The sequence below is a fragment of the Halobacteriovorax sp. ZH5_bin.2 genome (genome assembly GCF_043196375.1).
Classification (GTDB): Bacteria; Bdellovibrionota; Bacteriovoracia; order Bacteriovoracales; family Bacteriovoracaceae; genus Halobacteriovorax_A.
In genome coordinates this window covers 109,273-122,496 of record NZ_JBEBMJ010000003.1, presented here as the reverse complement: position 1 = coordinate 122,496, position 13,224 = coordinate 109,273, and the positions used below count along the sequence as shown (strand labels likewise).

Here is a 13,224-nt window from a genome sequence, read left to right as displayed (position 1 = left end):
TTATAAACATATTTAGCGTCTAATGCATTATTAATAACTAAATAATTTTACCAACAGATTGTAAGAGTACAAATGGTTGAAAATATGACGACAGAGAAAATCATCATAACTGGTGGTCTTGGCTTCCTAGGGAGCACAATTGCCAAGAAATTCTTTCACAAATTTAAAATTGTCATTATCGACAAAGTTGATATTGATAAACAAAAAATAAACAGAATATCAAAAATAAGTGGCCAAATAATATACAAAAAAATCGACCTTTCAGCGATGACAAAAGAAGAAATGAAATGGCTTTCAAATGAGCTTACAGATACAGCATACTTCTTTCATTTTGCTGCTTCAGTTGGAGTGAAAAGTATCGATAAAAATCCACAAAAAAGTATAATACAGGAATATAAAGTCAACATGACACTTTTACCAATGCTTGCAAAGAACAAGACGAGGACCTTCTTTGCATCTTCTTCAGAAGTTTACGGAAATCAAGATGACTGTAAAGAAACTCAAGAGCTCATTATTGGCCCTCCCAATATTCTTAGATGGGGTTATGCCTGTAATAAACTTATGACTGAATTTCTCATTAGAAGTTACAATATTCCTCATACGATATTGAGACTTTTTAACGTAACTGGAAAATCTCAATCTGCAGAGCAAGGAATGGTCATTCCAAAGATGGTGAAGGATGCAAGTGAAAAAGGCACGATTTTCGTTTATGGCGAAGGAACGCAAACCAGAGCATTTTGTCATGTCATTGACTTTTCTAATGCCATAGAAAGAATAATAGATGATAACTTATTTGAGAATGAAATCGTAAATATAGGTAATGATCAGAACAAATTATCAATCTATGAACTTGCTAAAAAAGTAAAAGAACATATTCGTCCTGATGCGAAAATTGTTTTTAAGAAATATGACGAGGAGTATTCAAAAGAATCCAAAGACATCTACAGAAGGTCTCCAGATATAACAAAACTAAAAACAGCATACAGTCCTAAGCTTACTGTTGATGACATCATTTTAAGCTTTAAAAGTGAAACATGAGCATTAGAACGAGAAGTAAACCAATTGTAATGATTCATGAAGTCCATGACTGGATGTTAAGCCTAGACTTATCTCAATTTATAATTACATTTGATGATGGACTATATACACAATACAAACATCTAAAACATTTTCTAAATTTTAAAACGGAAAAATACTTCTTTGTATCAACTAATATAGTAAATCCTATATTCATGGAGCAAGAAAATAAAGTCATCGCCTGTAGTATTGCCCACAAGAACTTCTTCACTACAGGTAACACTACAGCATACATGAACTGGGATCAGATAAGGGAGATAGCCCAAAGTCCAAATTGTTTCATAGGTGGTCATTCTCATGAACATAAAGATTTAAGGGAAAGTAAAGATCTTAGAATGGTCTACGAGCACCTAAAGAATGACACAAATAAAATGTTAGAAACATTCCAACGTGAAGGCATAAGAGTTGATAGCTTTTGTTTCCCTTATAACTACGAAGCTCCCCTATATAAAGAAATATTAAAAAAGGAAGGTATAAGAAATTTCTTTGGAAAAGAACGTATCGCAATTGAAGAACTGAGAAAACGATGAAATATAAAACTGAAGAAGTCTTTAGGATTGGTAAAGATAACACCTGTATCAATATAAACTGGGAAATGGTCTCACATTGCCAGTATGATTGCTCATACTGTTATTACAAACCTTTTCAGAGTGATACGAATTATACAACCTTAGGGAAGATTGTTTTAAAAAAACTACAACAAATTGAAGAAGAATTTATAATCAACCTTATTGGTGGAGAGCCAACTTTACATCCGGACTTCATTGAAATATTAAACAAATTAATTGAAATCGATAAACTAAAAGAAATTAGAATTGTAACAAATCTTGTAAAACCGTTAAACTTCTGGGTAAAGATAACGCCTTCACCAAAAGTTAAAATCACCGCAAGCTACCATCCTGAATATCCAAATAAATCATTCATTGAAAAACTCGAAAGTCTTGCAAAAGTTTATCGTACAGACACGGCATTTCTAATCACCAACGAAATCGACCATCTTAATAAGTCTAAAGAAGTATTTAAGAATCTTTTTGCACTCTCTCAAGCGAGTACACACACCCTTAATCCCATTCGATTACACAAGAAGGAAGATAGCGTGACACGCTACATCGCCTATCAAGAAGAAATAAATGAATTTATTATTCATTGTGAGCAAAAAATAAAAGAACTTAAAAATAAAGAGACGGTAAGCATCGAGACTATATCAGGAGAAAAAATACTGACTAAGCCAGAATTTCTTAATAATGAATTACATGCACTAAAAGGATGGCGGTGTGCAATCAACGCTTTTATTATTCATTATGACGCAATGGTTTCATATGCATGTAAAGGTATAAAAAAACATATTTTGACTTGTGACTTTAAAACGAATGCAATCAACTGCCCTTTTAATTATTGTGAATGTGATGACTACTGGGAATTTAAAAAGGATAAGGTATGAGAAAAAACATATTAGTTGTGGTGGCACATGCTGACGATGAAGTTCTAGGTTGTGGTGCAACTATAGCAAAACACAAAAGAGACAAGGACTTAGTGCACTTGATTGTTCTCACAGAAAGTACATCCTCACAAGATGGTAAGTCGATAAAAAAAAGAAGAGAAGAACTCGATAAATCCTCAAAAATACTGAATATTGATTCAGTTACCATGCTGACTTTTAAAGATAATCAACTCGATAGATATCCCCTTTTAGAAATCATAAAAAAATCACAAGAAGTAATTGGCAAAAATCAATATGATATTGTGTATACACATTCAAGTAATGATTTGAATGTTGACCACAGAATAGTAAACCAGCTAGTTCTTACATTATTTCGTCCTCTGCCAAATTTACGCACACCTAATATATTTTCCTTTGATATACCCTCAAGTGTCGAATATCAATCTTCACTAATACAAAGATCTTCAAAAAATTATTTCAATACAATATCTGATGAAGACCTAAATATAAAAAAAAATGCCTTAAGTGCTTACGCTAGTGAAATCAAAAGCTTTCCACATCCGAGATCAACTGAATGTATCGAACTACATGCAAAGCTAGAAGGGAGTAAGTGTGGATTACAAATAGCAGAAAGTTTTTATATTGAAAGAATTATCAATTAGAATAAAAACTTTTAATAAGATCAGAAATATATCTAATTTCATCTCTAGTTAGGCTTTCGTAAAAGGGCAGACTTAGTGTTGTGCTATAATACCTTTCAGCACCATAATAGTTTCTATCATTATTCCAATATGTGTGCATATGAAGTGGTTTGAAATGAATTGATGATTGAACACCATGTTCACTCAAGTACCTTTGTAAATTATTGCGCTCATTTACGTGAATAATAAATAATGAAGGTATCATTTCATGTGATAACACTCTACATTTAACAAAGTCATTATCTAACAAATCTAAATAGCACTGATGTACTTTTTTTCTATTTTGTATTTTTGAATTTAGTAAATTAACCTGGTCGTTTAGAATTGTAGCAACAATATTAGTCATATTGGCCTTTCTTCCCAAATGGCCCACATCATAACTATCATTCGTTTTTTCAATACCATGCAAGCGATATTTTTTTGCTTTTTCAACATGCCTTGAGTCAGAGAAAACGATTCCTCCTCCATCTGGAGTCGAAAGAATTTTATTTGGATAAAAGCTAAAAAAAGATGCATCAATTCGACTATCGTAACAAGACCGATAAATGAGCTGTGCAAAATCTTCTATAATTTTAAATCCAAATTTTTCTTTTAGATCAACTAGTTTTTCTCTCTCATATAAGAAGCCACCAATTGAAACAGGAATAACGGCATCAACGGTATGAGCTTGTAATATATCTTTAAGACTATCAATACTAATCATACCTGTTAGCTCGTCTACATCACAAAATATTACATTATGCCCCAACCGCCTCGGAACTTCAGCAGTTGTCACGAAAGTATTAACTGGTACAACAATACTTGATGGTGATTTTTCGAGAAGAACATCAAGAATAACCTCAAACGCCGATGTCCCGCTACTTGTACATAAGAAGTTTGGAAAGTTAAATTTAGATTTTATCTTAAGCTCTACATCTTCAACGACCTGACCACCTGTCCACATACCAGAATCTAGAACTTCTTCTAATTTATATTTGAGATCTAAACCAATCGATGGTTTAAAAAACGGTACTTTCTTCAATATAAATGCTCCTCAATTGCTTCATCAACAGGGTATTCGCGACTCAATACATCTTTAACGTTAAAAAATGGATTGTAATTTTTTTCTAAGTAATAAAGATTATTCAAGTTATAGTCTCTTATATAAATAAAGATAGGTCTTCGTTTTTGAATTTCGACATATTTCAAATCAACGATTTTAATTTCGCCCGTAACAACGTGTTTATATATTTTTGAATAAAGTTGATTATAGAAAGGAAATAGAACTCTTTTACTCTTCCCCCACATATTCTTCGTAAGTTCAACAATAACGGTAGCATCTTTTTTCTTTATGTCATCCATCTTAAACCAACCATCTTCTTCACGGTAATACTCAAAAACTAGAAAATTTTCCGATTCTTCAAAAAGTGTTGGTAAAATTGTTTTCCTCCCTATTAAGTCGCGATATTTTTGTAACAGCTCTTCAAACGTAAAATCTAATTTACGGTCAATATCCGGAGAACCTGTAACTAAATACTCAAGAGCTGGCTTGTAGACATATTTACGATTACCAATAGGGACTGCATAAAAAATCTTACTTTTACTAAATCCAGTTCCTAACTTCACATCGATATTAAAGTCATCTTTAAGCTTTCCATGGACTTCATGAAGGAATTGAATTTTTTTTTCACGTAAGATTTTTTCAATATCCATCCTAGTTACGTCCCTTCATTCTTTTAAAATAAGCAATTTTCTCTCGAACCTTGTCATATTTAGAACTTGGATATAAATGTTCATGCCAAAAATAAATATTATCAAGTTTATCATCAGGAAAAGTATCAATAGAAGCATATCCTTCACCTACCTGATAATACTCAATAGTTTTAATCGGTTGAGTTTTCTCATTATAAGCACGATCAATAACATACTCTTCTAAAAAATACTCTCTAACATTTTGGCAATATTTCTTCCAACGCTTATCTCCATTCGTTTCGTGTAACTTCATTAATTCTTCATAGAAGTACTTATAAAATCTAGAGTCGCGTCGAGATATAATAAACCCAGTATCAAGAGGATTTCCCCAATCCTCGCCTAAGAAACGTTGATCCAGTTTTGAAATATCATCATATTGACCAACAAGAATATGACCATCTTTATAAACATCATTAATAAGTTCATCATTAATTGGTTTAATTAAATTCATGTCTAGATCAATATGGATAAAGATATCTTCTTCTAACTCCTCTTCTAATAACATCCCACAAAAAGGTACATTGATAAAACCGGAAGAAAAGCTCTGTGTCACTTCATGATATTTTTCAATATAAGTTACATTTAATTCTTCTAGTTTGTTTTTAGTTTCATTACTTATAATATTTTGAGTTGGACAATATGTATAAATAGGAATGTCTTTTAGGCTACCTCCATTTTTGCGCCAATTTTCAAAACACAAGATTGCCTCATCTTCATAATGACGTTGAAATTCGAAATCAATCCCCATATCATCATTGGTACATTTATTATTACTTTCAATCATTGTTATTAATGCAATTTTCATTTAAGTCCTATTTTGTGTAATCAATATATTCATCTTCTCTAAGAATATCTAATGTCGAGCAGTGAATCCCCCCACCGAAGATTTCACAATTTTCAAGTGCTACGGTATGAACATTAAAACCACGATTATTCAATAACTCGATTACGTTGTAAGCTTTCTCATTAACTAAAACATTCTCTTCATCAAGGCTTATAATATTAATATCCATCCCACGAGTACTTGCTAACTGAATATCAATATCTGTCATCCCTTTTTCAATAATTGGTTCTACCTGATAATCGTCAGGGAACAAGCAATCCCAAGCTTTGAATTTTTCAGGTAATAATTCTTTTATATTTCTATATTTAGGATTTACAAGAAAAGTCCCAGGTCTTAAACATATTAACACACCGTCAATATGATTATCTGCGACATTTACGATATGAAAATGACTGTCTGGGAATAACGATTTTATCCACTCAAGGCCAAGATAATGATTATATGAATTGATATTAACAATAACATCTTTACCTATTCGCAAGAACTGTGCGCCATCGATGGCCATCGTATATTTATCACGATCAAAGTTATTATAATCTCTCTTTGTATTCCATGGTGTTAAATCCATCGTCTCTTCAACAAGTCGATTATGTGGAGATTTTATCCATTTCCCACCTCGTCCTCCGTCAAATAGTTCATTGTATACTTTATAAAGTAAAGTATTCTCAAAGTATCTATTTCTTACATAAGTAGGAGTTTCAATTATACAATCACGATAAATTAGCGACACATCTCTAACATTGCTTGCAGCAGATAGCTCTGTTTTATAATCTGGAGTTTTAATTGGAACGACTTGTGACAAGTGATCGGGGCGATAGATCTTAACACCTAATTCTTCTAATTTTGTTGAAAGCCCATCCAATTGTTCATTTCGCTTTACAAGCAAATCGTGATTTACATAGTATTCTTCACCATCGTGCTTAAGTCTATCGTATACTGCGTGTGTTAAATTTTCACCGTAGAAATGCTGAAAGGTAAAATCTGCAACTCTTTTACTTATTTCTAATTCTCGTCCAACAATCATGGACTTCAATTTTCCAAATGAAGTATTACTACTGATCATGACAACTTCCTTATTGATTCGATGCTATCATAACTAAACTCACTCATATAGAAGTCACAATTAAGTTTACATTGAGTAGTATTTCCTAAGGCCTGATAACAATCACAAAAACTTTTAGAGAATTTTATAAACTCACTATAAAAATCAAAACTGCGCACATATTTATAAATTGAAACCGGAGCGACTTGTGTTTTCGCATAAATAAATGAAACACATGGATAACAATTACCATCTGAGTTTATATATATTCTCTTAAACCAAGGTTTTATTTTTTTATTATAGCTCTTTTCATAGAGAAAAGTCATATTCCCTAATTCACTCTTGATCTTTGGCGGTCTAATCTTCTTGGTAACTATTGTAGTGTCTCTAAAAATTAATTCGAGACCAAGACGATCACGTACCATTTTATAGGTTTCATACTCAAAGCCTTCATTATTAAAGTGGCGTGAATAAATAGGCTCAACATTAATCCCAAAACTGATGGCGTATTCAATGTTCTTTAAAACATTTTCAAGATTTCCACCGACTCGTGTTTGCTCGTGAATACTTTGCTTATGGCCATCAATGGCCACCTGAAAAACAATATTCTTATACTTTGATAAAGTACTAAGATCTAACTTCTCTAAATTCTCACCATTTGTTGCAATGAGAATATCATTATCAGTATAGCGCTGACCAAGAGTCTGTAAAATTAAGTCAATTCGAGAATGTTCTAATGGCTCACCATCGTTACCACATATAAAGATCTCCTTTGGATTGAAATCTTTAATGATTGGAAAGACTTTATCAAAATCTAATTCTCTAGAATTTGGATGATTATATGGTAGGCTCGGACACCCCTGACACTGAAGATGACAGTAATTGTTTAAACTAAGTTCAATAAACTCAACAAATTTGTTATAAAGCATTATAGAATCTCGAGGTCCCACATATCCATAAGTTTTTTGCAATTTTTCTCACAGATCTGACAACATTCGTATTCAAAATTCTTTATTTTCTTATAATCTAAGTCCCACTCTTCTTTGCGACTTTCTTCAAGCCATACATAACATGGGTAGACTCTTCCAAATTGATCGATATGAATACTTCGGTTATGAAATGATCGACAATCAATATCATAATCATGTTTACCATCAACTTTGTCCTGCCATTTCTTTTTCGCTGACTCAATGATGACATCATACTTTCTCTTAAGATCTGGAGTAATAAGCATTTTATCAAGATTAAATGGATTCTTATACACACTTAAATCGCGTCGATAAAGAGTTTGGGTTAGATTAATATTACTGAATTCTTCTAATAATTCATCCATTCCACCAGATTCAAGGTCGTGGGCATTATAATCAAATAGAATATGCTGGATATAATCAACCTTGTGAATATTGGCTTCGCGAAATGCCTTTGCATTTGCTCTAATATTTGCAAGGCTAGTTCCCACACGATAGATTTCATGAAGTTCTTGAGTCGAGCCACAAATAGTAAAATACACGCTATCTTTTTCTGTTAGAATCTTACCTAGTTCGGCCCACCATTCGGGATTGTGAGTGTCACCATTAGTACAAATTTCAATAGCTATATTACGCTTTATTAGATATCGACATAGGTCATAAATATTTCGATAAAGAGTAGGCTCTGTAAATGCACCAACCAAATGAACATACTTAGCGTTTGGGAATTTATCTAGCTGATCAGTAATTTCATTAAGGTGACGTTCATTATATTTCACATCAATATGCTTATAATTACGAGCACAAAGAGGACATCTGGCATTACAAGTCCCAGTGAGATCAAGCTCAATCCGTATACTTCTTGAAAGTGCATCGTAGTTAACAGACAAAGTCTAACTCCATTACATCAATAATTTTTTGAATTCTTTTTTCACATTTAAAGCAGTCTTTGAACTTAAAGCTTAAAACTTCACTGTAATCAAATACGTCACCAGAGAAATGTCCTGGACCTTCATATTCAGCATGGCCATAACATGGAGAGATACGACCAAATTGGTCAATATAAACCTTTCGATCTCTAAGGCTCATACACTTAATTTCAACTTCTTTCTTTTGGCCTGGTTTCGGACGAATATTAAAAAGAGCATCAATCGCCCTTTTCCTTTCGTTTTCAGGCCTAATTAGATCATTATCAAATTTTTTAATATACTCGTTTAATGTTCTTTGCCCTTCAGTATCCACAAACTTCGTTGCACTGAAAAGACTAATAATATCCTTCATTTGTTTACTTTCAAAATCTTCTCGATTGTATTTGAACATAATATGTTGGATATGATCAATCTTGTCTTTATTTGTCGATACAAAGCCTTGGTGATTATCTAAGATCTGTTGCAGTTTACTTCCAACACGATACTTTTCATGAAGCTCTTGAGTTGAGCCACAAATAGTAAAGTAAACGCGATCATTAGAAGTTAATATCTCACCGAGTTCGGCCCACCACTGAGGAGTGTGAGTGTTACCATTGGTAAATAATTCGACGGCTACACCTCTATTAACGAGATATCGGCAAAGATCTAAAACATCTGGATACAATGTCGGCTCAGATACGGCACCGGCCATATAAAATACTTCGAGGTTTTTGAATGAATCAAGTTGTGCAATAATCTCTTCCAGAGAGCGTATATTTCTTTTTAATAAATGATCAGCATGGGCGTAGTTTCTAGTACATAGTGGACACTTGAGATTACATGTACCTGAAAGATCCATTTCAACTTCCCAAATCTCATCGCGATGTAGTGTTGTTTTCTTACATCCCATAACTATCCCATTCTTTCCAATCCATTATCTTCAAGTAATTTAGTTGTCATGGACTCACATTCATAGCAAAAATCATACTTAAATTTATTAATTTCTGTGTAATCTAAATTGAACTTTTCTCCAACGTTATAAATACGATACAAGAAACAAGGAAAAATTTCACCCCATTGATCAATTGCAACGAATCGCTCTTCAAGGCTCTTGCATCTCATGCGACAGCTTATTTCACCTACTTTATTTCTCTGGTAGCGACGTTTTGCATGTTTAGAAATTAGATCATAGGTTTTTGCAAGTTCCGCAGTCATCTTAATGTCATTATCTTTATCTTTAATGAAACCAAATCTTTCATTATATGGAAGAGTGTCAATATTGTACACTCTTGAAAATCGAGCGATGATCTCTTTCATAGCTGGACTTTCGTAGTCCTCAGCGTTGTAATCAAATCTTATATGTTGGATATAATCGATATCGTACTTACAACCTTCTTTAAATGCCTGATGATTATCTAGTATTTGCTGGAGATTAGATCTTACACGGTACTTCTCATGTAGTTCTTGGGTTGAACCACAAATCGTAAAATAAACATGATCGCGTTCACTCATAATACCACCAAGTTTACGCCACCAATCAGTCGTATGAAGAGAAGCATTTGAATACAATTCAACTTCTATCTCTCTTCCTACTAAGTATTCCATAATCGTAAAAAATTCTTTATGTAAAGTAGGCTCAGAAATAATACCGGCCATACAACACATCTTTATATTTGGATATTCATCTAATTGCGCAATTATTTCAGATGCTGGCCTTTCATTATACTTAAGCAAGTGTTTAGCATTCACGTAACTTCTTGTGCAGAGAGGACAATCAAGATTACATGTACCTGTAAGTTCTAGTTCGACCTCTAAAATATCTTCTTTTGAAAGTGTATTTGGTAATTCTTCCATATCTACCTACTTGTATTCACATTCAGGATATTTTCCTCGACGAAAATAAAGAATATCATCAATTTTCTCACCTTCTACAGGATAAATCTCTTGAACTTGGCTTATCTTTTTTTCTACCCCATCGCAGATGAAGAAGTATTTACAACCAAAGCACTTTTTGTCCTTTGTGTATGTATGTTTTCTTTTTTCTTTTGCTACTTCAAAATAATCTTCCGTTGTAACCTCTTTAGCTTCAATCTTGTCGATATCATAAGTATAAATATTCCAATCGTCTCGGTCATAGATGTGTTGATAAATCCCTACGACATATTCTTCATACCCCTCCATAAAACAATAAGGAATATAGCGAACATTAATTTGAATATTTCTATCGAGAGTATCAATTGCTTTTTTGATATATAAGCTTAGATGTTCATAGCTTTGAGATTTAAGACGATTAGCATCTTCCCAATAATTCAAAGGTAAGAAGTTAAGCTGGTAAGGCATTATCTTATTAATTAATTCAACATACTCATGTAGTAAAGACGCATTTTTATCAGTTACAGTACAATTTATACGAACCTTGATACCAATTTCCTGACAATTTGAAATGGCCTTAAGCATGCGACGAAAACCACCTTTACGGCCAACCATCGAATCATGGTTTTCTTCATTAACCCCGTGAAGACTGAATAACAACTCAGTTAGTCCATGTTCTTTTGATTTCTTACAAAATTCAATATTTGCAAATTTTGCACCATTGGTAAGGGCGGAAATATTTGTGAAACCTAACTCACGACAATAGTCTAAGATTTTAAACCAATCACGGTGAACAGAGCTTTCACCTCCACTTAGGTCTACTTCACGCATACCACACTGGTATAGCTTTTTTGCTCTTTCCTTAATTATTTCAACGGGAGTCACTTTATCGAGATCATCGATATAATAGCAGAAGAAACATTCATAATTACAGAATGTACCAGTATCGAGCTTTGCTCTCTTATTGAATTTGTCATTTAATAGCCTAAGTCCAGAGTGGCTAAAAATATTATAATCCAATATGTTCTCCCAAGATTTCTAGTATGGGATCGCCCTCTTTTAAGAATATTGATTCGAAATCATTATCAATATCCCACTTTCTCCAATAGAGGCCTTTATCTTCATCCCAGTAGTCTATATTATAATACACAACCTCTTTTTCAAAAAACTTGCATTCCGCGATCATACGGGGGCTACAATCAAACTTGCGCGGTACCGGTGTATAAATATATCTATCAAATTTTTCGAAAAGATCAGTTATTGGCATCTCTGGAAAATCAAAGCGTTCAGAGAGCCCCTCTAGGCGTCCAGCAGGTCGATTTTCTTTATTGGTCAGACACATAAACTTCCCATCGTACTTACTAAGGAGGTCTAGATACATCTGATCAGGGATATTTCGACAATTTTTTGTGCCATAGAGAAGATTGCAACGAGCTGACTTTGTCGGCTTTTTTAAACGATCAAAGTTAATTCGCTTTTTGTAGTCAATTGCATTTTTACAATCGCGGTAGATTCGAGCATCCTGGAGAATAAAGACGTTGTCTTTATCATTGTCCTGTAATTCTTTATCACCACAAGCAAAATGAAAGATCTTTTGTGCCAAGATATGTTTGCCCATAAGTGACTTAGCACCCCCATCCGTAAAGAGAATATTATTTGCATGGACTAAGTTAGGACGGTTTACAAAAAGAGTATCTTTTTTTAACTGAGCTAACTCATCATCAGAAATGATATATTTTCCAACCACAGAATCACGAAATGTAGGCCAATCAATATCTTCACAAAGAAGAATTCCTACACGCATATGCTCTTTTAAAAAAAGATAGTAATCAATAACCTCATATGTATGTCCACAAAGGCCATGGTTATTTGCACTCCAGCTATAGCTAAGCCAAAGATCATAATTTTCTTTATCTAAACGTAAAATCATACTATTCCAAGAAAGCTGAGATTATTCTATCGTCATCTGTTAATTGATATGTTTTTAATCCATTTTCTAGAATATCATTATACCTTAGAATAACGGAGTCTTGAATCCCATTAGGGATTATCTCAATTTCTTTCTTATAGTAAAAGGACTCTGGTATTAAACGATTATTTGTATCAGGACGATTCCCCTGAAAGTACAGTAATGTATCAAAATGCTCATGTAATCGATCAAAGTGTCTGTTAGCTTCTTTATAAAACTTTTTTCTGCCATCATACTTCTTAGGAATTTCAATATTTTTGTAATCAAAAAAAGGAGAAACTATAAAGATATTATTATCAATCACATCTAGTTTTTTGTAGTGTTCAAAAGAAAACTTTAAAAGTTCCTTATCATCATAATTTTGATACTCATAATAACCAAAATAACGGCACGACTTTTTTTGAAACCTCTTAAGAAGATTGGCCACATTAGAATACACAAGTAAATCACATGGAATGACTTCTCCAAGATTCTCTAAAGTATGAATATCTAAAATTAAACATCGAGAAGGCTTAAGTTTATAAATATCATAAACTTTTTGGGTAACTATAAAAGATTTATTATATTCTTGTGGATAATCATATTTCTCATTGAAGATTTGTAAATACTTGAGGCGTTCTTGTTCAGAACAATTATGTAGTATAAATTTCACATCACTGCTTCGAGCTCTT

The 13,224-nt window shown here is 33.0% G+C and carries 15 protein-coding genes; 4 read left to right on the top strand and 11 right to left on the bottom strand.

Annotated features, from left to right (window positions below; genetic code table 11):
* Positions 1-72 precede the first annotated feature (72 nt).
* Genes ABMA76_RS09050 through ABMA76_RS09035 form a run of 4 tightly spaced genes read left to right on the top strand, consistent with a single transcriptional unit; the run spans position 73 to position 3,180 of the window.
* Positions 73-1,038, top strand: coding sequence for an NAD-dependent epimerase/dehydratase family protein (locus tag ABMA76_RS09050; protein WP_392909836.1), 966 nt, complete (start codon positions 73-75; stop codon positions 1,036-1,038).
* The gene (locus tag ABMA76_RS09045; protein WP_392909834.1) at positions 1,035-1,607 is read left to right on the top strand and encodes a polysaccharide deacetylase family protein; all 573 of its coding nucleotides are present in this window, start codon (positions 1,035-1,037) and stop codon (positions 1,605-1,607) included. The genes ABMA76_RS09050 and ABMA76_RS09045 overlap by 4 nt, the downstream gene beginning before the upstream one ends.
* Positions 1,604-2,518: a radical SAM protein gene (locus tag ABMA76_RS09040; RefSeq protein WP_392909832.1), complete on the top strand. Its 915-nt coding sequence runs from the start codon at positions 1,604-1,606 to the stop codon at positions 2,516-2,518. Before ABMA76_RS09045 ends, ABMA76_RS09040 begins: the two co-directional genes overlap by 4 nt.
* Positions 2,515-3,180 (top strand): PIG-L deacetylase family protein, encoded by a 666-nt coding sequence (locus tag ABMA76_RS09035; protein WP_392909830.1) that lies wholly within the window; start codon positions 2,515-2,517, stop codon positions 3,178-3,180. The genes ABMA76_RS09040 and ABMA76_RS09035 overlap by 4 nt, the downstream gene beginning before the upstream one ends.
* Here the strand turns inward: ABMA76_RS09035 and ABMA76_RS09030 are convergent.
* From ABMA76_RS09030 to ABMA76_RS08980, 11 genes are read right to left on the bottom strand one after another with little or no spacing between them, the layout of a single operon-like run.
* A complete protein-coding gene (locus ABMA76_RS09030) occupies positions 3,173-4,240 on the bottom strand; it encodes a DegT/DnrJ/EryC1/StrS family aminotransferase (RefSeq protein WP_392909828.1) in 1,068 nt (355 codons plus the stop codon). The two genes, ABMA76_RS09035 and ABMA76_RS09030, sit on opposite strands and share 8 nt — an antisense overlap.
* The gene (locus ABMA76_RS09025; protein WP_392909826.1) at positions 4,237-4,911 is read right to left on the bottom strand and encodes a hypothetical protein; all 675 of its coding nucleotides are present in this window, start codon (positions 4,909-4,911) and stop codon (positions 4,237-4,239) included. The genes ABMA76_RS09030 and ABMA76_RS09025 overlap by 4 nt, the downstream gene beginning before the upstream one ends.
* 1 nt (position 4,912) lies before the next feature.
* Complete coding sequence (locus tag ABMA76_RS09020; RefSeq protein ID WP_392909824.1) at positions 4,913-5,755, bottom strand: hypothetical protein; 843 nt, start codon at positions 5,753-5,755, stop codon at positions 4,913-4,915.
* A 7-nt stretch (positions 5,756-5,762) separates the two neighbouring features.
* The gene (locus ABMA76_RS09015; protein WP_392909822.1) at positions 5,763-6,857 is read right to left on the bottom strand and encodes a hypothetical protein; all 1,095 of its coding nucleotides are present in this window, start codon (positions 6,855-6,857) and stop codon (positions 5,763-5,765) included.
* Positions 6,854-7,765: a radical SAM protein gene (locus ABMA76_RS09010; protein ID WP_392909820.1), complete on the bottom strand. Its 912-nt coding sequence runs from the start codon at positions 7,763-7,765 to the stop codon at positions 6,854-6,856. Before ABMA76_RS09010 ends, ABMA76_RS09015 begins: the two co-directional genes overlap by 4 nt.
* A complete protein-coding gene (locus ABMA76_RS09005) occupies positions 7,765-8,694 on the bottom strand; it encodes a radical SAM protein (protein ID WP_392909818.1) in 930 nt (309 codons plus the stop codon). The genes ABMA76_RS09010 and ABMA76_RS09005 overlap by 1 nt, the downstream gene beginning before the upstream one ends.
* Complete coding sequence (locus ABMA76_RS09000) at positions 8,684-9,622, bottom strand: radical SAM protein (protein ID WP_392909816.1); 939 nt, start codon at positions 9,620-9,622, stop codon at positions 8,684-8,686. Before ABMA76_RS09000 ends, ABMA76_RS09005 begins: the two co-directional genes overlap by 11 nt.
* A gap of 2 nt (positions 9,623-9,624) precedes the next feature.
* Positions 9,625-10,566 (bottom strand): radical SAM protein, encoded by a 942-nt coding sequence (locus ABMA76_RS08995; protein WP_392909814.1) that lies wholly within the window; start codon positions 10,564-10,566, stop codon positions 9,625-9,627.
* A gap of 6 nt (positions 10,567-10,572) precedes the next feature.
* Positions 10,573-11,604 carry a radical SAM protein gene (locus tag ABMA76_RS08990; protein WP_393061419.1) on the bottom strand — a complete coding sequence of 344 codons (1,032 nt, stop codon included), beginning with the start codon at positions 11,602-11,604 and terminating at the stop codon, positions 10,573-10,575.
* Positions 11,594-12,514, bottom strand: coding sequence for a hypothetical protein (locus ABMA76_RS08985; RefSeq protein ID WP_393061417.1), 921 nt, complete (start codon positions 12,512-12,514; stop codon positions 11,594-11,596). The genes ABMA76_RS08990 and ABMA76_RS08985 overlap by 11 nt, the downstream gene beginning before the upstream one ends.
* Position 12,515: 1 nt before the next feature.
* Positions 12,516-13,205 carry a hypothetical protein gene (locus tag ABMA76_RS08980; protein WP_392909808.1) on the bottom strand — a complete coding sequence of 230 codons (690 nt, stop codon included), beginning with the start codon at positions 13,203-13,205 and terminating at the stop codon, positions 12,516-12,518.
* Positions 13,206-13,224: the final 19 nt, after the last annotated feature.

Excerpts from the sequence above, each read along its gene's own strand:
- ABMA76_RS08985 (WP_393061417.1), bottom strand. The coding sequence starts at position 12,514 with ATGATTTTACGTTTAGATAAAGAAAATTATGATCTTTGGCTTAGCTAT.
- ABMA76_RS09020 (WP_392909824.1), bottom strand. The coding sequence starts at position 5,755 with ATGAAAATTGCATTAATAACAATGATTGAAAGTAATAATAAATGTACC.
- ABMA76_RS09045 (WP_392909834.1), top strand. The coding sequence starts at position 1,035 with ATGAGCATTAGAACGAGAAGTAAACCAATTGTAATGATTCATGAAGTC.
- ABMA76_RS09040 (WP_392909832.1), top strand. The coding sequence starts at position 1,604 with ATGAAATATAAAACTGAAGAAGTCTTTAGGATTGGTAAAGATAACACC.
- ABMA76_RS09000 (WP_392909816.1), bottom strand. The coding sequence starts at position 9,622 with ATGGGATGTAAGAAAACAACACTACATCGCGATGAGATTTGGGAAGTT.
- ABMA76_RS09015 (WP_392909822.1), bottom strand. The coding sequence starts at position 6,857 with ATGATCAGTAGTAATACTTCATTTGGAAAATTGAAGTCCATGATTGTT.
- ABMA76_RS09035 (WP_392909830.1), top strand. The coding sequence starts at position 2,515 with ATGAGAAAAAACATATTAGTTGTGGTGGCACATGCTGACGATGAAGTT.
- ABMA76_RS09050 (WP_392909836.1), top strand. The coding sequence starts at position 73 with ATGGTTGAAAATATGACGACAGAGAAAATCATCATAACTGGTGGTCTT.
- ABMA76_RS09010 (WP_392909820.1), bottom strand. The coding sequence starts at position 7,765 with ATGCTTTATAACAAATTTGTTGAGTTTATTGAACTTAGTTTAAACAAT.
- ABMA76_RS08995 (WP_392909814.1), bottom strand. The coding sequence starts at position 10,566 with ATGGAAGAATTACCAAATACACTTTCAAAAGAAGATATTTTAGAGGTC.
- ABMA76_RS09025 (WP_392909826.1), bottom strand. The coding sequence starts at position 4,911 with ATGGATATTGAAAAAATCTTACGTGAAAAAAAAATTCAATTCCTTCAT.